Genomic DNA, 20797 nt, shown 5'->3' with positions numbered 1-20797 from the left:
AAACGCAAAGTATTAGTTTTCTGTATGACAGTTTTGTTTAGTTTAAGCTGTGCTGTAACAGCTTTAGCTTCCTTCCAACGTGGAGACGATGGGCAGGAAGTAGTGGCAATTCAAAAGAGATTGGTAGAATTAAGTTATTCTATTAATAATATAGATGGTGATTTCGGTCCTGAAACTGAAAGAGCTGTTAAAAACTTCCAAGCTGATAAAGGATTAGAGGTTGATGGTATTGTAGGGTCAGCTACCTATAGAGCGCTGATGAACAGGGAGATGCCTCCTAACCGTAGCAATTCCGTTGTACGCAACGTACTGCGTTCTGCTTACAGTGTCATCGGTACCCCATATGTATTTGGCGGAACTACTCCTTATGGTTTCGACTGCTCCGGCTTTACTCAATATGCATTTGCCAGAGCAGGTGTATATCTGCCGCGTATGGCTGACAGCCAGTTCTACTCCGGCCGTCAGATTTCCATGAGCCAGCTTCGTCCTGGCGATTTGATTTTCTTTTCCACATATGAACCGGGTGCTTCTCATGTTGGTATTTATGTTGGCGACGGCAACTTCATTCATGCAGGCACCAGCACCGGCGTAACTGTTTCTTCCGCATTCACCGGCTATTGGGGCGCACGTTATTACGGCGCTTGCCGTGTTCTCTAAGAGTTTCAAGCAGATAGGCTTCGGCTTATCTGCTTTTTCTTATGCAAAGTATTGGAAATTTTATTTATTTATGATATAATAAAACAGGTTATTGGTGTGGGTGATTCATTCTTAATTGACAAGATGGTTAACTCCTGACGGTCCCGCCGCTGTGAAGGCCTTGTGTCTAAGTCAGCAGTCAGCCCATGCTTTATTCTGAATCCACGGGTGATGGAGGCAGTTGGGTTTGCTAATTGCATGGAATAATTGTCATTAGTTAATTCTGTCTTTATGGCTTTTGTCGGATTCGGCAGAAGTCTTTTTTTATTATTGATAATCCCTACCATATGGGAAAATTAATTGTGAAGGAGCTGCACTTTGGAAGAATATCAGTTTTCGCAAGGAAAGGTTTTGCGTTGTGGTTATACTACCGGCAGCTGTGCAACGGCCGCATCTAAGGCAGCAGCAACAATGCTGCTGACAGGCGAGCGCGTTGAAACTGTGCGCATTGACACTCCCAAGGGTATTGTGCTTGACCTTGAGCCTTTGGATGTAGAGATGACTCCGGATTACGTCAGCTGCGCAATCCGCAAGGATTCCGGTGACGATCCTGATGATACTAACGGTGTACTGGTTTATGCCAGAGCCGAAATGACTGACGGCAGTGGTGTTGAGCTGGAGGGCGGCGTAGGCGTAGGCAGGGTGACCAAGCCCGGTTTGGCGTGTGCTGTCGGCGGACCGGCGATCAATCCCACGCCGCGCAAAATGATTACGCAGGAGGTTGGCAAGGCTATGGAGGCTGCCGGTTATAACGGTGGCATGAAGCTGACGATTTCTATTCCCGCAGGTGTAGAAATTGCCAAGAAAACCTTCAACCCCCGTCTTGGTATTATCGGCGGTTTGTCGGTTTTAGGAACAAGCGGCATTGTAGAGCCGATGAGTGAAAAGGCGCTGATTGAAACGATGTATGTGGAAATCAGAGCGCAGAAGGCACGCGGTAATAAAAATCTGCTGGTGTTCTTTGGCAACTACGGCGAGGACTTTACCCGCGATGAAATGAAGCTTGACCTTGACGGTCATGTTACCTGCAGTAACTTTGTAGGTGAGCTTTTGGATTACGCCGTTTACTGCGGCTTTGAAACCTTGCTGCTTATCGGCCATTCAGGTAAGCTTGTGAAGGTGGCGCAGGGCGTAATGAATACACATTCCAAGTACGCGGACTGCCGCACGGAGCTATTTGCTTTGGAGGCGATGTTCCACGGAGCTTCGGTGGAGGTAGGACGTGAAATTTACGGCTGCCTTACTACCGATGAGGTGACCAAGGTTCTGAAACGGGAGCAAATTTTTGAGCCTGTAATGGACAAGGTTACGGAAAAAATTGATTTTTACATGCAGCATAGAGTGCATGGCAAAATAAAAACGGCTGCTTTGATGTTTTCCAATGTCTATGGCATTTTGGGCAAGACCAAGTACGCAGACGAATTAATCCAGCTACATAAGCAAAAAGGAGTATGAGAGAATGAGAGGCAAACTTTATAGTGTTGGTATCGGTCCCGGAGACCCGGAATTAATGACCCTGAAGGCTGTACGCCTGTTGAAGGAATGTGACGTTGTTGCATTGCCTAAGGGAGATACCGACGTAATGACGGCTAAGGAAATCGTTAATCACGTAGTAGATCTTGATGCAAAACCCCAGCTTATTATTTATATGCCTATGACTAAGGACATGGCAGCAATGGACAAGGCACACCGCGAGGGTGCCGATGCTATTGAAAAGCTGCTTGATGAAGGCAAAAACGTTGTGTTCATCACTCTTGGCTGTCCTACCGTATATGCAACCTGCATTTACGTTCATAAGCTGGTGCTGAAGGATGGCTATGATGCAGAGCTGGTTGCAGGCGTAACCTCTATCTGCGCTGTTGCAGCTAAGCTGAATACTTCCCTGTGCGAAAGAGCGGAACCGCTGATTGTTCTTCCCGGCAGCTATAAACAGTCCGCAGCATTTCTGGACGGCCCCGGCAACAAGGTGCTGATGAAATCCGCAAGTGAAATCGGCCGTGTAGTTGACGAGCTGCGCGAGCGTAAGCTCATTAAAAATTCCGGTATGGTTGAAAGATGCGGCCTGCCGGGTGAAAAAATCTATCGTAACCTTGAAGAAGTAGATCCTAAGAGCAGCTATTTCTCTGTAATATTGGTTAAAGAAAAGGAGTTTGATGAATAATGATCTATTTTATTGGTGCTGGTCCCGGTGCAGCTGATTTAATTACTGTAAAAGGTAAAGAGCTTTTGGAAAAGGCTGACCTGGTTATTTACGCAGGCTCCCTTGTTAACCCGGAACTGCTGAAATACTGCAAACCGGAATGTACTATTATGAACAGTGCAACCATGACCTTGGAAGAGGTTATCGCTGCTATGGTTCCCGCCGCTCAGGCCGGCCAACTGGTTGTACGTCTGCACACCGGCGACCCCAGCGTTTACGGTGCACATCGCGAGCAGATTGACCTGCTGCGCAGCTACAACCTTGACTACGAGGTTGTTCCTGGCGTAAGCTCCTTCTGCGCTGCTGCTGCTTGCCTGAAGGCTGAATACACTCTGCCGAATGTAAGCCAATCTGTTATTATCACCCGTATGGAAGGCCGTACTCCGGTTCCGAGCCATCAGAAGATTGCCGATTATGCTGCCCACAAGGCAACCATGGTTATCTTCCTGAGCAGCGGTATGCTGGAAAAACTGCAAACCGAGCTCGTAAGAGGCGGTTACAGAAACGATACTCCGGCTGCTATTGTTTACAAAGCATCCTGGCCGGATGAAAAGGTTATCCGCTGCACCGTTGGTACCCTGGCAGAAAACGCTGCTAAATACGGCATCAACAAAACTGCGCTGATTACCGTCGGCGGCTTCCTGGGCAACGCTTACGACCGCAGCGAGCTGTACAACCCGACCTTCGCTCACGGCTTCCGTGAAGCAGACCCGACTAAACTGGACGTTAAGCCCGAGGTTAAATAAGCTATGCGCGCGGCTATATTTTCCTTTTCGGCGCGTGGCGCGGAGCTGAGCAAAAAAGTTGCCGAATATCTGCACAGCATCGGTTATGAAACGGAACTGCAGACTGTAGCGAAGTATGCGGAGCAGACGGGTATTTCCCCGATGCTGCCGGACCATAACGGTGCCTGCGCAGCTGTTTTCAACAAATGTCAGGCGTTGGTATACGTCGGCGCTGTGGGTATTGCGGTGCGTACTATCGCACCCTTTATTAAAAGCAAGCTGACGGACCCTGCGGTTATTTCGGTAGATGAGCGCGGCAGCTTTGTTATCCCGCTGCTGGCAGGTCACATCGGCGGAGCCAATGAGCTTTCGCGTTGTCTGGCGGCAGCGCTAGGCGCAACTGCCTGCGTGACCACAGCGACGGATGTCAACGGCCTTTTCGCTGTTGACGAATGGGCGGCCCGCAACCGCATGGTGCTGTGCTCTTTGGCAGCAGCCAAGGATTTTGCCGCAGCACTGGTGGGTGATGAAAGAGTAGGCCTGTATTATGATAAGGAATTTCAGCTTACAGGTTCGTTGCCCAAGCTGGTAGCAGAGGACAGCAGCTTGCCTGTCGGAATGGCTGTTACACTGCAAAAGCATTTGCAGCCGTTTGCTACTACGGTGCGCCTGCTTCCTAAGATTGTGCATCTGGGAATAGGCTGCCGCCGCAATACGCCTTTGGAAAATATTGAAGCTCTGGTGCTGCCGGAGCTGGAAAAGCTGCAGCTGGACAAGCGTTCTGTTGTGGCAATCGCAAGCGTAGATTTGAAAAAAGACGAGCAGGGTTTACTGGCCTTTGCCAAAAAATATAACTTTGCTGCTAATTTCTATTCAGCTGATGAATTGAACAGCGTAGCAGGCGATTTCACGCCGTCGGCCTTTGTGCAGAGCGTAGTTGGTGTAAGCAACGTATGCGAGCGCAGTGCTGTAAAAGACAGTAAGGGCGGCAGGCTGCTGCTGCGCAAGACAAGTCTGAATGGTGTAACTCTGGCTGTTGCAGCCGAAAACCTGGTTTTGGATTTTACCAGAACCGGATTGAAGACTGATTAAGGAGACGAGATAATGGGTAAATTATTTGTTGTGGGCCTTGGCCCCGGCGGCGTAGAGCAAATGACCAAAAGAGCTTACGACGCACTGAAGTCCTGCGATGTTATTGCAGGCTACAATGTATACGTTAACCTGATTAAGGAAGATTTCAAGGAGAAGGAATTCCTCTCCAACGGTATGCGTAAAGAGGTTGACCGCTGCAAGCTGGCTTTGGATGAAGCTCTGAAGGGCAAAACTGTTGCTATGATTTCCAGCGGTGACGCAGGTGTTTACGGCATGGCCGGCATTATGTGCCAGGTTGCCAAGGATCATCCCGAAATTGAAATCGAGGTTGTTCCAGGCATTACCGCAGCATGCTCCGGCGCTGCTGTATTGGGTGCACCTTTAATCAGCGACTTCTGCCTGATTTCCCTCAGCGATTTGCTGACTCCGTGGGAAAAAATCGAGAAGCGTCTTGACTGCGCTTCCAAAGGTGATTTCTGCATCTGCCTGTATAACCCTTCCAGCCACAAGCGTCATGATTACCTGCAAAAGGCTTGCGATATCATGCTGAAAAATCAGCCTGGTACTATTCCTGCAGGCATTGTACGCAACATCGGCCGCGATGGTCAGGACTTTGAACTGACTACTCTGGCAGAGCTGCGCGATAAACAGGTAGATATGTTCTCTACCGTTATTATCGGCAACACCCAGACCGAAGTAATCAATGGCCGTATGGTAACCCCGCGTGGTTACAAGCTGGCATGAAACCGGTAATCTGGCTTATTGGCGGTACCAGTGAGGGACGTCGCCTGATTAAGGAGCTGGCTAAGCTGCCGGTGGAGCTGTATGTTTCTGTTGCTACGGATTACGGTGCGTCTTTGATTGAGCCGCAGCCGGGAATGACCGTCATGGCAGAGCGTATGGACCTTGCAGCTATGCGTGCCTTTATTCAGGAGCATCGTCCTGCCTGCGTTATCGACGCTACGCATCCTTATGCTACCGTTGTTACGGCAACGGTGCAGGAGGCCTGCAGCACCGAGCAGGTTGAATATCTGCGCTTGGTGCGTCCGTCGGGCGAGGGCGGCGATTATATTACCGTTCACGATTTTGCGGAAGCAGTTGAGCTTCTGAATCATCTGGACGGCGGCATCTTCCTGACTACCGGAAGCAAGAATCTGCCGGACTTCACCGCTGTGCATGATTACGCCGAGCGTATCGTTTTGCGTATCCTGCCCTTGGAAAGCAGCCTGCAGATTGCCTTGAAGCTTGGTTACAAGCCTGCGCATATTATCTGCATGCAGGGACCGTTCAGCAAGGAGCTGAATGTCGCTATGCTGAAAAAGTATGGCAGCAAGTTTATGGTGACCAAGGATTCCGGTGCTGTCGGCGGCTTTGATGAAAAGGTGGAGGCAGCGGCTGCTGCTGGCGCCAAGCTGATAGTCATCGGCCGTGCACAGGAGGAAACCGGTGCCGGCTATAGTGAGATTGTTGATTACCTAAAGCAGCATTTTGCTGCCGGTAATTGATATAAATAAAAAGGAGGCTTGCTTCCTATGTCGCAAAAATTGCGCGTAAACATCGTCGGTATCGGCCCCGGTAACCCCGATTTGCTGACCGGCGAAGCACGTCAGGCTATTGCTTCAAGTAATATCCTGATTGGTGACAAACGCATGCTGGCTGCTTTTGCAGACAGCAGCAAAACTGTATATGATACAATCAAAACTGCTGCTATTGCTGAGATTGCAGCGCAGGCACAGCCTGATAAGGATGTGCTGGCGGTGCTGGTTTCCGGCGATGTAGGCTTTTTCAGCCTCGCCAAAACCATCAGCGGTAAGCTGCCGGATTGTGAATGTGTCCGCTACTGCGGCATCAGCAGCCTGGTGTATTTTTCCTCTAAGCTGCAGCTGTCCTGGGATGACGCCAAAATCGTCAGCATGCACGGACGCAAACAAAACCTGGTAGCGGCAGTTGCCCGCAACAAAAAAGTATTTTCTTTGACCGGCGGAGAAAATTCTCCGCAAAAGCTGTGCGCACAGCTGTGTGAGCATGGTCTTGGTCAGGTTCAGGTCTATGTAGGTGAAAACCTTTCGTATCCCGAAGAAAAAATCACCAGCGGTACGGCGGAAGAAATTAGTGCCTTGGATTTCCCGTCCTTGTCCGTAATGATGATTTTGAACGAGGATGCGCAGAGCTTTACCTCTACCGTACACGGCCTTGCCGATGACCTGTTCCAACGCAGCAAGGTGCCCATGACCAAACAGGAGGTACGCAGCGTATCTATGTCCAAGCTGCAGCCGAAGGCTACAGATTTGATTTATGACATCGGCGCCGGTACAGGCTCCTGCTCCATTGAGTTGGCTCTGCTGGCCAATCAGGGTAAGGTCTGGGCCTTTGAGCGCAATCCTGTTGCCGTTGAGCTCCTCGGAAAGAACAAGGACTTGTTTGGCGTTGACAATCTGGAGGTTATTGCCGGTGAGGCTTTGGAAAACATTAAAGCCATGCCTGCTCCCGATTGTGTTTTCGTAGGCGGCAGCGGCGGTGACTTGTGTGAAATGCTGGATGTAATTTATGCCAAGAACAGTGAATGCCGTGTTGTTATCAATGCTATTACGGTAGAAACCTTGGCTGAGGTTGCTGCTTATTATAAGGAGCATCCTGCTTACAGTCTGGAAATCGTCAATGTGTTTGTAGCGCGCAGCAAGCATTTGGGCAGCTACAACCTGATGATGGCACAAAACCCTGTATATGTAATGACTGCATTGAAGAAGGAAGATTAACATGGCTGAAGTAAAAGTTCCACGTTTTATGATCAGTGCTCCCGGCAGCGGCAGCGGCAAGACAACTATCGTCTGCGGCCTGCTGAAGGCGCTGATGGAAAAAGGGCTGTCTGTGGCAGCCTTCAAATCAGGACCTGATTATATTGACCCGATGTTCCATTCCCGTGTTATCGGAGCAAAATCCCGCAATCTGGATCTGTTCATGCTGGGGCAGGCTACGAGCCGTTATTTGGTGGCAAAAAATGCACGCCATGCGGATGTAGCTGTCTTTGAAGGTGCGATGGGCTTTTACGACGGTATGGGTAAAACCACGGAAGCCAGTGCTTACGAGCTAGCCTGCACCTGCGATGTTCCGGTAGTATTGGTTGTCAACGGCAAGGGAGCCGCCTTATCCATTGCTGCTACAATCAAGGGCTTTAAGGAATTCCGCAGTGACAGCCATATTGTCGGCGCTATTCTGAACAATGTTAATCCTATGAGCTATCTTTTCTATAAGGATGTAATTGAACGCGAAACCGGTGTGAAGCTGTTAGGCTACTTCCCGGTGATGCAGGATTGTAACTTTGAAAGCCGTCATTTAGGCCTGGTTACAGCCGAGGAAATAGGAGATTTGCAGCAGATAGTTGCCAAGTTGGCAGCTCAGGCAGCCAAATCAGTCGATTTGGACGGCCTGCTGCAGGTAGCGGCTCAAGCCGCACCGCTTGCATATGACGAGGTAAGCCTTGAACCCGTCGGACGTATGCGTGTGGCAGTCGCTATGGACAAAGCCTTCTGTTTCTATTATCAGGACGCACTTGACCTCTTAGCTGAGCTGGGTGCGGAGCTCGTACCCTTCAGCCCGATAGCTGATGCGCATCTCCCGGAGAACATCAGCGGCCTTGTATTGGGCGGAGGCTATCCCGAGCTTTACGCACAGCAATTAGCGGATAACAAAACGCTGCTGCAGGAGCTTAAAACCGCTATCGACGGCGGTATGCCTTGTTTTGCAGAATGCGGCGGCTTCATGTATCTGCTGGAGCATTATCGTGATGGCGATAAGCTGTATAGCTGGGTAGGTGCGCTGAAGGGCGAATCGGCCATGACCAAAAAGCTGACGCGCTTCGGATATGTGCATCTGACGGCGCAGCAGGATAATCTGCTGTGTCCTGCCGGCGGTACGATAAACGGACACGAGTTCCATTACTCCGACAGCACCAACAATGGTGCAAGCTTTATAGCTGCCAAGGCTTCCGGTCGCGGCAGCTGGGAATGCGCGAATACTACGCCGACGCTTTATGCCGGTTATCCGCACATCCACCTGTGGGGCAATCCTGAATTTGCCCGCAACTTTATCAAACAATGTGCAGCGTATGCTGCTAAATAGCAGTCGACAGACTGCTGAAAAGGGGAGTTTGCTTAGATGATGACCTTAGGCGCAATTGTAGCAGGTTTTATTTTAGATTTGATTTTCGGTGACCCGCATTGGTTGCCGCATCCAATCTGCTTAATTGGCAATTTAATAGGATTTCTGGATAAAAAACTGCGGCGTATGCTTGCTCCCGGCGAGACAGCATTACTGCTCGGCGGTGCCTTGATGGTAATAATCGTTCTGGTTCTTACCTTTGCCGTGCCGTTTGCTGTGCTGACGTTGGCGGAACAGGTTAACCCCTGGCTACGTTTTGCTCTGGAAACCGTTATGTGCTACCAGATCTTTGCTACAAAATGTCTGCGTGACGAAAGCATGAAGGTATACACTGCCCTGAAGGATAACGATCTTGTGGATGCAAGACTGAAGCTCTCATGGATCGTTGGGCGTGATACAAAAGAACTTGATGCTGCAGAGGTGACTAAGGGTGCAGTAGAAACCGTTGCGGAAAATACTGCCGACGGCATCATCGCTCCGATGTTCTATATGTTTATCGGCGGCGCTCCTCTGGCCTTTTTGTATAAAGGCATCAATACTATGGATTCCATGGTCGGTTATAAAAATGACACGTATCTTTATTTTGGACGCTGTGCTGCCAAGCTTGATGATTTGGCCAATCTGATTCCCGCGCGTATTACCGGACTGGTAATGATTGTGGCATCTTATTTCCTTAATCTTGATGCCAAGAGAGCGTGGAAGACATTCTGGCGCGACCGCTATCATCATCTCAGTCCTAATTCCGCAATGACGGAATCAGTTACGGCCGGTGCCTTGAACATCCAGCTCGGCGGCGATCATTTTTATTTCGGTAAACTCGTTCATAAGGAAACAATCGGCGACGACATCCGTCCGGTGTGCCCCGAGGATATAGTTACCACCAACAATTTACTTTATATGACGGCTGTTCTCAGCCTGTTGCTGTTTTCTCTGATTTATCTGGTTAACAGTCTTATTTTGAAATGAAGCAGGTAGAAGATGATGTATAAATACGAACACGGCGGAGATATCTATACGGAAAAGCTGACCAAGGATGGTCGTCCCTTTGTAGATTATTCTGCCAATATCAATCCTCTTGGCCTGCCGCTTGGTATAAAGCAGGCCGTTCAACAGGCTTTAAAGCTTTGTATCAACTATCCTGATCCCTTCTGCCGCGAGCTGGCAGAGGTGACCGCAAGCTATCTGCAGCTGCCACAGGAGTATATTTTCTTCGGTAACGGTGCGGCCGATGTGCTGTTCCGTCTGGCGCTGGCCTTGAAGCCCGGACGTGCACTATTATTGGCACCTACCTTTGTCGATTACGAAAAGGCTCTGCGTACGGTAGACTGCAAAATAAGCTATTATAATCTGCAGGAGGCGCGTGATTTTGCTGCTGACAATGATATTGTCGATGCGATTACGCCCGATACAGATCTGGTTGTTATCTGTAATCCCAATAATCCTACCGGCCAGCTGACGAGCCGTGAGCTGCTGGTGCAGATTCTCGACAAATGCCGTCTGGTAGGAGCCCATCTTTTGATAGATGAATGCTTTATGGATTTTGTCAGTGAGGAAAAGGCCTTCAGCATGCGTGATCTGCTGGCGACCTATCCTGAACTGGTTATCCTTAAGGCCTTCACGAAAACCTTTGCGATGCCCGGCATTCGCTTAGGCTACTGCCTCAGCGGCAGCAGTGAGCTGAACACATCGCTGCATCAGAGCGGTCAGGACTGGAACGTTTCCATTCTGGCGCAGGAGGCAGGCAAGGCTGCTTTAAAGGAGCACGAATATCTGGCTAAATCCTTTAAGCTGATTGAGCAGGAGCGCAGCTATCTGCGTAACCAACTTGCGGCTTTGGGTGCCAAGGTATACGGCTCGGAGGCCAACTATATTTTCTTTTATCTGCCGCAGCCGGAAAATCTTCCGGAGCTGTTGCATGAGCGTGGCTATCTGATACGTTCATGCGCCAACTACCACAATCTGCAGGCAGGCTATTACCGTATCGCGGTCAAAACGAGAGTGCAGAACCGCGGTCTAATTAAAGCACTTAAGGAAGCAATAAAAACATGCGCTCTTTATTAGTATTAATTGATGGCTTAGGCGATTCCCCGATTCCTGCATGGCAGGGACAGACTCCCTTTGAGCACGCAGTGCATCCTGCGATGGATGCGCTGGCTGCTTCCGGGACACTTGGGAGCCTCAGCATATGTGAAAATGACATCATTCCCGAAAGCTGCAGCTGTATTCTGCGGCTTCTGGGTGTAGATAAAAAGGATATACCGCACAACCGTGCTTATCTGGAGCTGTTGGCGCACAATCGTGATATTTCCGAATATGAAATGGTGCTGCGCTGCAATCTGGCTGCTGTTGATGCATCCGGCCGTCTTGCTGCCTTTAACGGGCAGGGGCTTACGCCGCTGGAGATGCACCAAGCTGCCAAACAATGTGACGGTATCCTTAAAGATATAGAGTTTATTCATTTATCCGAATACCGTAATCTTTTAGTGATGAACAGGGAAGCAAACGTGCTGGACTGCACAGTACAGCCGCCGCACGAAAGTGTAGGCGAGGATGTAAGCAAGCTGCTGCAGGAGCTGCGTAGCCAATCTCTGTCCATTAACTATTTTTTGCAGGAGGCGGCAAAACGGCTGCAGCCCTTTGCCCGCAACGGCCTGCAGTACATCCTCTATCCCTGGGGCCCTTCAGCCCGTCAGGGACTGCCTTCCTTCAGCGGTCTGCACGGACTGCGCGGCGGGGCAGTGTGCAAGGCGGAGATTGTCATCGGCATTGCCAAAGCCTTGGGCATGGATGTAATAACACCGCCGAATGCAACCGGCGATGTGGACACTGATATTATGGCGAAGGCCGAAGCAACACTTGCTATGCTGCAGCAGGATGATTTCGTTATTGCGCATTTCAACGGCAGTGACGAGGCTGCCCACCGTTATGATTATCAGGGCAAGGCTGATTTTATCAGCAGAATAGATACCCAGTTTTTACAGACAATAGCAGCAAAGTATCATGAACCACTGAAGCTCGTCATCTGCGGCGACCACGTTACCAGTTCGGTAACAGGTAAGCACGGTGACGGCTGCACGCCTGTGATTGCAGGCTATCTTAATACCACAGGTCACAGTATCCGGCTGCAAAGCTACCGTGACATACTGGACTTTTTGATGAAAGAGAGTGATTAAAGTGGCAAAAGCACTTATGATAGTAGGTACCATGTCAAATGCAGGCAAGAGCCTGGTAACAGCAGGTTTATGCCGTGTATTCAATCAGGATGGCTACAAGGTAGCACCGTTCAAATCCCAGAACATGGCGCTGAATTCCTTTATCACCGCCGAGGGTGCGGAAATGGGACGTGCGCAGGTTGTGCAGGCTGAAGCAGCCAATATCGAACCAAGCGTACTGATGAATCCTATTCTGCTGAAGCCTACCAGCGACAGCGGTTCCCAGGTTATTGTCAACGGCGAAGCAATCGGTACCATGAAGGCCGGCGAATATTATGCAATGAAGCATACCTTGCGCCCGGAGGTACAGAAGGCGTTTGATACGCTGGCTTCCAAATTCGATATCGTCTGCATCGAGGGTGCAGGCAGCCCGGCGGAAATCAACATCAAAAAGGACGATTTTGTCAACATGGGCATGGCTAAAATGGCTAAGGCTCCCGTGCTGCTGGTAGCAGATATTGACCGTGGCGGTGTTTTCGCTTCCATCTACGGCACACTGATGCTGCTGGAGGACGACGAAAGAGCCATGGTTAAGGGTGTTATCATCAACAAGTTCCGCGGTGACGTAGAAATCCTGCGCCCCGGCCTGAAGATGATCGAAGATAAAACAGGCGTGCCTATCGTAGGCGTGCTGCCGATGCTGAAGGTTGATATCGAGGATGAGGACAGCCTTTCCGAGCGTATCAGCGGCCGCAGCGAGGTTAAGCTGATTGATATTGCGGTTGTACGTATTCCGCGTATGTCTAACTATACAGACTTCAATGTATTCGAGCTGATTCCCGGCGTATCCCTGCGCTATGTAACAAGTGTACGCGAGCTGGGCCAGCCGGATATGATTATTATCCCCGGTACCAAAAATACCACCGGCGACCTGAAATGGCTGCGCCAGAGCGGTATGGAGGCTGCTATTTTGAAGCATGCTAACAGCGGTACCGTAGTGTTCGGTGTCTGCGGCGGTTATCAGATGCTGGGCAAGCAGATTTCCGACCCGTACGGCGAAGAGGACGGCACAGGCAAGGCTAACGTTACTCCCGGCATGTGCCTGCTGGACATCGAAACAACCTTTATCGAAAAGAAACGTACCATCCAGATGGCCGGCAAATTCGGTCAGGTGCAGGGCATCTTCTCCGCACTGAGCGGTCTGCCGCTTTATGGCTATGAGATTCACTCCGGCGTGACCGAATTCCCTGATGAGAAGGCACTGACCTCTATCAGCCCGATTCACGAAAACGGTGAAATTATGGCCGAGGGCTCTCAGAACACCGAGGGCAAGCTCAATGTTTACGGTACCTATGTACACGGCGTCTTTGACGGCGATGGCATTGCCGTGAAGATTGTGGAAGCGCTGCTGGCCAAGAAGGGTAAAAAGATGGAGGATATCCAGACCATCAACTTTGCGGAATATAAACGTCAGCAATATGATATTCTTGCCGACAGCATCCGTGAAAACCTGGATATGAAGAAAATTTATGAGATTTTGGAAGCAGGTGTCTAAATGAAAGACGGTGGACTGATTCATATTTACTGTGGCGATGGCAAGGGAAAAACTACCGCTGCTATGGGCTTGTCAATCCGCTGCGCAGGCCATGGCAACCATGTGCTGATAGTGCAGTTCCTCAAAAGCAGACCGACAGGCGAGCTTGCGAGCCTGGCACTGCTGCCGAATATTGAGGTAATGCGCGGCAAAGAAACCAAGAAATTCACCTTCCAGATGAACGATGAGGAAAAAGCTGAGGTTAAGCGCGAGCACATGGTGCTTTTCGACAAGGTTAAGCAAAAATGTGCCAACGAGCATATCGATCTGCTGATTTTCGACGAAATCATCGGTGCCTGCAACACCGGCGTTTTTGACCAGGCTGCTTTAGTAGAGTTTCTGAAGAACAAGCCGCAGGAGCTGGAGGTTGTTATGACAGGCCGTAATCCGGCGCCTGAGCTGGTGGAGCTGGCTGATTATGTATCTGAAGTCTGCATGCGCAAGCATCCCTTCAAAAGAGGTATTCCGGCGCGTGTAGGCATTGAAAAATAAGGCTTCGGCCTTGTAGCATATGTTAAGAAAGGTAGTGTAAAATAATGCATTTACAAAATGTTTTACCCGCTGACATTGAAAAACGTAGTATGGAAATTATTGGCGAGGAATTAGGCCAAATTCATATTGATGAGGAGAAAATTGATATCGTTAAGCGTGTTATCCATACCTCCGCTGATTTTGATTATGCCCGCAATATGCTGTTCTCCGACGGCGTAGTAGAGAAGGCGCTGGCTGCACTGCAAAAGGGTGCTACCATCGTTACCGATACCAACATGGCCTGCACCGGCATCAACAAAATGGGCCTGGGCAAGCTGGGCGCAAAGGCCGTCTGCTTCATGGCAGATCCCGATGTTGCAGCACGCGCTAAGGAAGCAGGCTCCACCAGAGCCGCTGCCTGCATGGAAAAGGCCTGCACCATCGAAGGCCCGGTAATTATTGCTGTAGGCAACGCACCGACTGCGCTGGTTCGTCTGGACGAGCTGGTTAAGGAAGGCAAGATTAAACCGGAGCTGGTTATCGGCGTTCCTGTAGGCTTTGTAAATGTTGTGGAATCCAAGGAAATCATCATGAAGACCGGTATTCCTTATATCGTTGCCCGCGGCCGCAAGGGTGGCAGCAACGTTGCCGCAGCAATTTGCAATGCGCTTATCTATAAGCTGACACGTAAATAATTGTAAGTAATTAAGAATGATTATAGCTGAAATCGTAGCTAAAGATACAATTTCAGAGCCAAATTTTGACAAAATAGTAAAATCATTTTCAATTACTTGACAAATCAGTTTATATGTTATAGGATAAATTCTGTAACGTATGACTACTGATTCATTGATGAAACAGTGCTTTTTTAGCACTGTTTTTTTCAAGCGTTGCAAAGCTGTTAGAAAATTAGAAAGAATAGCAATATTAGCTTGATTCTTACGGTTTTGTGTGATAAAATAAAATGAAGGTATTTTTAGATTATGGACACTACAGTTAATAACTATCCGGAAAGGTTTTTAACTTATCTGGAGGTTGAAAAAAATTGTTCTCAGCATACGATTGAAAGCTATCAAAAGGATTTGGCTGCCTTTGCGGAGTTTATGTTGCGCAGAAACAAGCAGAATTTTTTCTGGCAGCAGACAGGTCCTTTGGATGTGCGTGGCTATCTCGCAGAGCTTAATGAAAAGCAGTATGCGCGCAGGACGATTGCCCGCAGGATATCTGCACTGCGTTCCTTTTTTAAATACCTTGTGCGTGAAGCGGTTATTGAGTATAGTCCGCTGACAAAGGTGCGCACGCCAAAGTTGGAAAAAAAGCTGCCGGCTTTTTTAGACGAAATTGAAATCAACGAGCTGTTGGCGATGCCAGATAAAAGTAAGGTATTGGGTGTTCGTGATCAGGCGGTGCTGGAGATGCTTTATGCTACCGGCTGCCGTGTATCTGAGCTGGTAGGGCTTACTCTGGAAAGAGTAGACCTGAGCAACCGGTTTGTGCTTTTGCTCGGCAAGGGTAATAAGGAAAGGGTTGTGCCGGTAGGCCACACCTGCTGTGCTGCGTTAAGCACATATTACCATGTACGACAGCAGCTGATGCTTCAATATCAGCAGGAGCATGACTTCATTTTCGTCAATAACCGTGGTGGTAGGCTCACGGACCGCAGTGTAAGGCGTATTTTAGAGAAATATATAAATATGCTGGCTATCCATAAAAATGTCAGTCCGCATACTATACGCCATTCCTTCGCAACGCATCTTTTAGAGCATGGTGCCGATTTGCGTTCGGTACAGGAGCTTTTAGGACATGCGAATTTATCAACAACGCAAATTTATACGCACGTTTCAAATGAACATGTGACGAATGTTTACAAGAAGACTCATCCAAGAGCATAATTTTTTTTAGGAGGGTAAAATCATGAAATTGTTGGAAAAGACCAGAAAGATTAACAAGCTTTTACAAAAAGGAGATAAGGTTGAGTTTAACGCTATTGCAAAGTTGTTGCGTGACGTTATTGAAGCAAACACCTATATTGTCGGCCGTAAAGGCGGCGTAAAGGGTTATGCGCTGATTCACGAGTTTGAATGCGATATTATGCGTGAGCAGGTTCTTGACGATATGCGTTTCCCTGAGGATTATCTGGGCTTTATTATGAGCGTTAAGGAAACGCTGGCCAACATTCCTCATCAGAATCAGAACTGCTCCTTTGTTGCTGATACAAAATGCATTTTTAACGGTAAGATGACTACTGTTGTACCTATTTACGGCAATGGCGAACGCCTTGGTACCTTGATTGTTGCTAAATATGATGCGGAATTCGATGATGATGATTTGCTGTTGGCTGAATATGCTGCTACTGTTTTGGGGGTTGAAATTCTGCATGACCGCGAAGCAGTTGTTTCCGAAGAAATCCGCAAGAAGGCTACTGTACAGGTTGCTTTCTCTACCTTGTCCTATTCCGAGCTGGAAGCTATTGTAAACATTATGGGCGAGCTGAATGGCAACGAAGGCCTGCTGGTTGCTTCGAAGATTGCTGACCGCGTAGGTATTACCCGTTCCGTTATCGTTAACGCACTGCGTAAATTTGAAAGCGCCGGCCTGATTGAAACCAAATCCTTGGGCATGAAGGGCACCTATATCCGCGTACTGAATCCGATGCTGTTTGAAGAACTGAAGAAGAGATCCTAAGTTTTTTGATAAATTATATATATAATGAAGCCAGTCTGTTGTAACTGTAGTTGCGGCAGACTGGCTTTTCTTATGGAAGTTAAAGCTCCCCGATACGGTAGTATCGAGGAGCTGCTTTTTTAGTGTGCAAGCTTTTGGCCAACAACAAAGGCCAGTGAGTTGTTGACGAACTGGTTCAGGCTGATGCCCTCACGTTCTGATTCTTCGGCCAGCAGGCGGTGCAGTGTTTTAGGTACACGCACTACGAACCTGCCGCTGAAGCGAGGCTTCATATTTGGCTCGTTGATGGGCAAACCGCGGTCGAGCATATCAATAATCCATTCACGTTTAGCATCCTGCAGATTTGTATAAGCTTCTTCGACTGTTTCACCATCGGTCATACAACCAGGGAGCAGTGGAATGCAGGCGAGATAGCCGCCGCCTTCATCTTCGGGAATAACGCTGATTTCAGAAGCATAATTTAAAGATAAGTAGTAATTTAAATCTTTTTTCATGTTAAATCACTCTCCTTTCTGAATATCATCAATTAAATTTGCAATAATACGAGCATAGACTTTTTTGATTTTCCCATTATGGACTGGGATGCTCAAAGATTGCCTGTCTGAATAACGAATTTTAAAATGACTACCACCACCAGTAGGCGGTTTAACTTCGGCTCCTAACTTTTCTAAAAGAGCTATGGTCTGGTCCCAAGGCAAATCCCTGCCGTTGGCCAGAGCGAGGAGTTTTTTCTCGAGGGATGTCATAATATACCTTCTTTCTTTATGATACTATATATAGTATAAAATATCAACAAAAAAATGGCTGTTACGTACTTCATTACGAAATTCGTAACAGCCATTGAACACCTTCAGTGTTTAATGCTTAGAGCATATTTGGTTATTTTGCACCACCGAAGAGATACTTTCTTGATTCCAGGAACAGTGCAATTGCCAGGATGAAGAGTACAGAACCCAATGCAGCGGTAATGATATGAGTTGCCATGTTAGCGAAGATGATTTGTGCCAATGCAACCAAAGTTACACAGAACATAAATGCCATCGGGATGAGAACCATCAGGTTGTCACGGCCAACGCTCTTCAGCCATACACCGACAGCCAACAGGGAGAGGGCAGCCAACAGCTGGTTAGCAGCACCGAAAATCGGCCAGATGGTGAGGTAGGAACCAAGGGACATATAACCGGACAGTACAACGGTAATCAGAGTAGCAACAAACGGGTTGGTGAGAACATTGCCTTGAGCTTCGCCGGTTTTCGGATCAACCTTAGTGAACAGCTCCTGGAAAATAAAGCGGCCCAGACGGGTTGCGGTATCCAGAGTAGTCATAGCGAAAGCGGAGATGGTCAGAGCAACGAAGCCTTTAGCTACGCCGAAGGAGAAGCCAAGCTTGGTCATGAAGGTACCAACGCCATCAGCAAATACGTTTACAGGGCCACCGTTTTTCAGCAGCTCGGTCAGCTTGTCGCCGCCAACATAGCCAACAGCAACAACTGCAACTACAGCCAGAACGCCTTCAAGCAGCATGGAGCCGTAGCCGATGAGCTTAGCATTGCCTTCGCTATCGAGCTGTTTGGAGGTAGTACCGGAGGATACCAGGGAGTGGAAGCCACTGATAGCACCGCAGGCAACGGTTACGAACAGCATCGGGAACATCGGGTTGGTGCCTTTGCCGGAAGGATCAAAGGTGGTGAATGCCGGCAGCTGCATGGAAGGCTGATAAATTGCGATACCAACCAGAGCGAATGCGATGCAGGCATACAGCAGGAAGGAGTTCAGATAGTCACGCGGTTGCAGCAGAATCCAGACAGGAGCGATGGAAGCAACGAAGATGTAAACCATCAGGATGCAAACCCATACGTTTTTGGACAGGTGCAGCGGATACATGTTGCCGATAGCAATTGCAACAACCAGCATGATAACACCGATAACGGTGCCTACGCCGAGGCTCAGGCCACAGCGATATACAGAGAAGCCGAAGATAACAGCCAGCACGATGAACAGCAGAGAAGCGGTTGCAGCCTGCGGGCTTGCTACGAAGGTTGCGGCTACGATGTTAGCGAAAGCAGCGATAACAACCAGCAGAGTTACATATGCGAAAATGGAGAAGAGGAACTTACCGCTCTTGCCCAGAGTTGCATCGATAATCTGGCCGATAGTTTTGCCGTCAAAACGGATGGAGGAGTACAGAGCACCAAAGTCGTGCACGCCGCCGAAGAAGATGCTGCCGATTAAAATCCACAGCATTACAGGAACCCAACCGAATACAGCAGCGGTGATAGGACCAACGATAGGACCGGCACCGGCAATGGAGGAGAAGTGATGGCCCATCAATACAGCGGGCCTGGTCGGCATATAGTCGACGTTATCGCACAATTTCTCAGCCGGAGTTTTACGGGTAGGGTCAACACCCCACTTTTTACACAGCCAGGAACCATAGGTTACGTAGGCAACAAAGAAGATAACCATTGAGCCTACAAGCAACAATAAACCACTCATAAATAACATCCTTTCTTTCCCTTTTGCATCATTGCAAAATAAATAATTTAGAAAATAATAACTACTAGTGCACTCTATATCTCGTGTGCAACATAGAAATAGTATAACACATTTGCTTCTAATGTCAACGAATTGTCACAGAATTATTTATTAACTTAAAAAAAGGAAAAAGCTGTTAAGATTTGTACAGAATGTGCAAATACATAACAGCTGTATACGATTTATTTTTTCCTTGGAGGAATAACTTGTCTAGTGTGAAGCGACAAGCATTAAGCTTTGGCAAACTCAAAGAGCGCCTTTTCCTTAGCGCCTGCTTTGTTGCAATAAAGCCTCTGCGCTGGGATATCTACAATATATAAAGCCAGGTCAGACCAGCCCTTCAGGGTGAAGCAGTAGTCCTTGTGCTGCTTGAGCTTCTGCAGGTCAGCCAAAGCCTTTTCCTCAATGCCTTCTTCACAGATAAGCACGAGGGCATAGATGCTGCTCATGTGCTCGGTAGTGGTTTTGAGCGCCGCCATAGCTTCCTTGGTGAACTGCAGATAGGGCGCAGCCGTTTCTGCAGTGAGCTGCTTGTCGAAGCGTGCTGCATAAAGATATTCGTTGTGCTGCACACTGTAGGTCTTTAAATTAGGTATGATGAAATAGCCTTCGTCCGCAGCGTTCAGCTCTGCCGCCAGGACGAACGCCGGAGCCTTCGGCAAAGGCTTCTTATCGTAATAGTGAGCAAGACGCTGCTCCAATTGCTGTAAATATTCCTGTCCGTTCATTATTGCTTACTTCCTTTGTTATTCATGATCAATATTATCAGCAACCTGCAGGATACAGGCACAAAAACCCTGCTCCGGCTGATAGCAGTAAATGTTGAGCTGTTGGCCTATCTCCGGACTGTAATCGTGGATAATATGTTTTGTTCCGTTGAGGGCCACATCAGCATAGGTCACCAGCCATTTTTTGTCACCATTGCGAAAAACCTCATAGAAAGAACGGTTTAGCATTTCTTCTACGGGAACTCCCTCAATGTGTGCCATTTCCTTATTGCAGTAACGGAAAACAAAGTCTACACCATGGCCATTGGCATCAAAAACAAGCTCGATGATGCAATATGCCAGAGGCATGTCATCAAGCAGGGTGCATTTTTCCAGAAAGCTCATGGGTGTTGCCTGCGGCTGTGCGTCCGGCAGAGCATTGATACCCATTTGCTTGCGCAGCTGGCGGTGGGCGCTGAGGTTGCGTTTGCGTCCCTGAAAGGTTTGCCCGTCAGATATGGTATAGACGCCTTCGCTGCTGATATCTACGATTCGTGCTTTGTTCACAGCAATTCCTTTGTTGATGTTCAGAAAGGCATCCTCCGGGAAGAGCGCTAGAAGTGTATATACGGGAGCGAACAGCTCAAATTCCTCGCCATCCTCCCGATGGATGATGGTTTTGCGGTCACGTCGATAGACATAGAGAATATTATCCGCACAAAGCTCTCTCTTTTTAAGCCACTTATTCCAGTCAGTCATGTTGTTCCTCCGTTTCTAGCATT

The 20797-nt window shown here is 48.6% G+C and carries 22 protein-coding genes; 17 read left to right on the top strand and 5 right to left on the bottom strand.

Annotation, left to right across the window (positions count from 1 at the left end; genetic code table 11):
- The first annotated feature begins 24 nt into the window (after window positions 1-24).
- The 17 genes from Q7Q81_RS07370 to codY all read left to right on the top strand — a co-directional run bounded on the left by Q7Q81_RS07370 (window position 25) and on the right by codY (window position 16773).
- Window positions 25-657 (top strand): C40 family peptidase, encoded by a 633-nt coding sequence (locus Q7Q81_RS07370; RefSeq protein ID WP_044484760.1) that lies wholly within the window; start codon window positions 25-27, stop codon window positions 655-657.
- A gap of 357 nt (window positions 658-1014) precedes the next feature.
- Window positions 1015-2151, top strand: coding sequence for a cobalt-precorrin-5B (C(1))-methyltransferase CbiD (gene cbiD, locus Q7Q81_RS07365; RefSeq protein ID WP_304274930.1), 1137 nt, complete (start codon window positions 1015-1017; stop codon window positions 2149-2151).
- 4 nt (window positions 2152-2155) lie between these two features.
- Window positions 2156-2857, top strand: a complete 702-nt coding sequence (cobI, locus tag Q7Q81_RS07360) for a precorrin-2 C(20)-methyltransferase (RefSeq protein WP_021720833.1) — start codon at window positions 2156-2158, stop codon at window positions 2855-2857.
- Complete coding sequence (cobM, locus tag Q7Q81_RS07355; protein WP_210684391.1) at window positions 2857-3642, top strand: precorrin-4 C(11)-methyltransferase; 786 nt, start codon at window positions 2857-2859, stop codon at window positions 3640-3642. Before cobI ends, cobM begins: the two co-directional genes overlap by 1 nt.
- Window positions 3643-3645: 3 nt before the next feature.
- Window positions 3646-4713 (top strand): cobalt-precorrin 5A hydrolase, encoded by a 1068-nt coding sequence (locus Q7Q81_RS07350; protein ID WP_304274927.1) that lies wholly within the window; start codon window positions 3646-3648, stop codon window positions 4711-4713.
- Between the two features lie 12 nt (window positions 4714-4725).
- Window positions 4726-5457 carry a precorrin-3B C(17)-methyltransferase gene (gene cobJ, locus Q7Q81_RS07345; RefSeq protein ID WP_009144629.1) on the top strand — a complete coding sequence of 244 codons (732 nt, stop codon included), beginning with the start codon at window positions 4726-4728 and terminating at the stop codon, window positions 5455-5457.
- Complete coding sequence (gene cobK, locus Q7Q81_RS07340; protein WP_293810115.1) at window positions 5454-6218, top strand: precorrin-6A reductase; 765 nt, start codon at window positions 5454-5456, stop codon at window positions 6216-6218. Before cobJ ends, cobK begins: the two co-directional genes overlap by 4 nt.
- A 27-nt stretch (window positions 6219-6245) precedes the next feature.
- Window positions 6246-7469 carry a precorrin-6y C5,15-methyltransferase (decarboxylating) subunit CbiE gene (gene cbiE, locus Q7Q81_RS07335; protein ID WP_304274923.1) on the top strand — a complete coding sequence of 408 codons (1224 nt, stop codon included), beginning with the start codon at window positions 6246-6248 and terminating at the stop codon, window positions 7467-7469.
- A 1-nt stretch (window position 7470) separates the two neighbouring features.
- Entirely contained in the window at window positions 7471-8832 is a 1362-nt protein-coding gene (locus Q7Q81_RS07330) for a cobyrinate a,c-diamide synthase (RefSeq protein ID WP_304274920.1), read from the top strand.
- Window positions 8833-8868: 36 nt separating this feature from the next.
- Complete coding sequence (gene cbiB / locus Q7Q81_RS07325) at window positions 8869-9837, top strand: adenosylcobinamide-phosphate synthase CbiB (protein WP_293810109.1); 969 nt, start codon at window positions 8869-8871, stop codon at window positions 9835-9837.
- Between the two features lie 12 nt (window positions 9838-9849).
- A complete protein-coding gene (locus Q7Q81_RS07320) occupies window positions 9850-10932 on the top strand; it encodes a pyridoxal phosphate-dependent aminotransferase (RefSeq protein ID WP_304274916.1) in 1083 nt (360 codons plus the stop codon).
- A complete protein-coding gene (locus Q7Q81_RS07315) occupies window positions 10917-12044 on the top strand; it encodes a hypothetical protein (RefSeq protein WP_304274913.1) in 1128 nt (375 codons plus the stop codon). Before Q7Q81_RS07320 ends, Q7Q81_RS07315 begins: the two co-directional genes overlap by 16 nt.
- Before the next feature lies 1 nt (window position 12045).
- Window positions 12046-13578: a cobyric acid synthase gene (locus tag Q7Q81_RS07310; RefSeq protein WP_304274911.1), complete on the top strand. Its 1533-nt coding sequence runs from the start codon at window positions 12046-12048 to the stop codon at window positions 13576-13578.
- Complete coding sequence (locus Q7Q81_RS07305; protein WP_009144621.1) at window positions 13579-14109, top strand: cob(I)yrinic acid a,c-diamide adenosyltransferase; 531 nt, start codon at window positions 13579-13581, stop codon at window positions 14107-14109.
- 44 nt (window positions 14110-14153) lie between these two features.
- Entirely contained in the window at window positions 14154-14783 is a 630-nt protein-coding gene (locus tag Q7Q81_RS07300; protein WP_303680375.1) for a precorrin-8X methylmutase, read from the top strand.
- Between the two features lie 288 nt (window positions 14784-15071).
- Window positions 15072-15980: a tyrosine recombinase XerC gene (xerC, locus tag Q7Q81_RS07295; protein ID WP_304274908.1), complete on the top strand. Its 909-nt coding sequence runs from the start codon at window positions 15072-15074 to the stop codon at window positions 15978-15980.
- Between the two features lie 19 nt (window positions 15981-15999).
- Window positions 16000-16773 carry a GTP-sensing pleiotropic transcriptional regulator CodY gene (codY, locus tag Q7Q81_RS07290; protein ID WP_087942288.1) on the top strand — a complete coding sequence of 258 codons (774 nt, stop codon included), beginning with the start codon at window positions 16000-16002 and terminating at the stop codon, window positions 16771-16773.
- Window positions 16774-16892: 119 nt separating this feature from the next.
- On the opposite strand, the gene Q7Q81_RS07285 is transcribed toward codY, so the two are convergent.
- From Q7Q81_RS07285 to Q7Q81_RS07265, 5 genes are all read right to left on the bottom strand, one after another.
- Complete coding sequence (locus tag Q7Q81_RS07285; protein WP_303712884.1) at window positions 16893-17267, bottom strand: type II toxin-antitoxin system HicB family antitoxin; 375 nt, start codon at window positions 17265-17267, stop codon at window positions 16893-16895.
- A gap of 6 nt (window positions 17268-17273) precedes the next feature.
- A complete protein-coding gene (locus Q7Q81_RS07280; protein ID WP_304274905.1) occupies window positions 17274-17519 on the bottom strand; it encodes a type II toxin-antitoxin system HicA family toxin in 246 nt (81 codons plus the stop codon).
- A gap of 133 nt (window positions 17520-17652) precedes the next feature.
- Entirely contained in the window at window positions 17653-19269 is a 1617-nt protein-coding gene (locus tag Q7Q81_RS07275) for a carbon starvation CstA family protein (protein ID WP_304274903.1), read from the bottom strand.
- Window positions 19270-19538: 269 nt separating this feature from the next.
- Window positions 19539-20036: a hypothetical protein gene (locus Q7Q81_RS07270; protein ID WP_304274900.1), complete on the bottom strand. Its 498-nt coding sequence runs from the start codon at window positions 20034-20036 to the stop codon at window positions 19539-19541.
- 18 nt (window positions 20037-20054) lie between these two features.
- Window positions 20055-20774, bottom strand: a complete 720-nt coding sequence (locus Q7Q81_RS07265) for a LytTR family transcriptional regulator DNA-binding domain-containing protein (RefSeq protein WP_304274896.1) — start codon at window positions 20772-20774, stop codon at window positions 20055-20057.
- Between the last annotated feature and the right edge of the window lie 23 nt (window positions 20775-20797).

The sequence above is a fragment of the Phascolarctobacterium succinatutens genome (assembly GCF_958453765.1).
GTDB lineage: Bacteria > Bacillota > Negativicutes > Acidaminococcales > Acidaminococcaceae > Phascolarctobacterium_A > Phascolarctobacterium_A succinatutens_B.
Note: the sequence above shows the minus strand (reverse complement) of the source record. Positions and strands in the feature narration are given on the sequence as shown.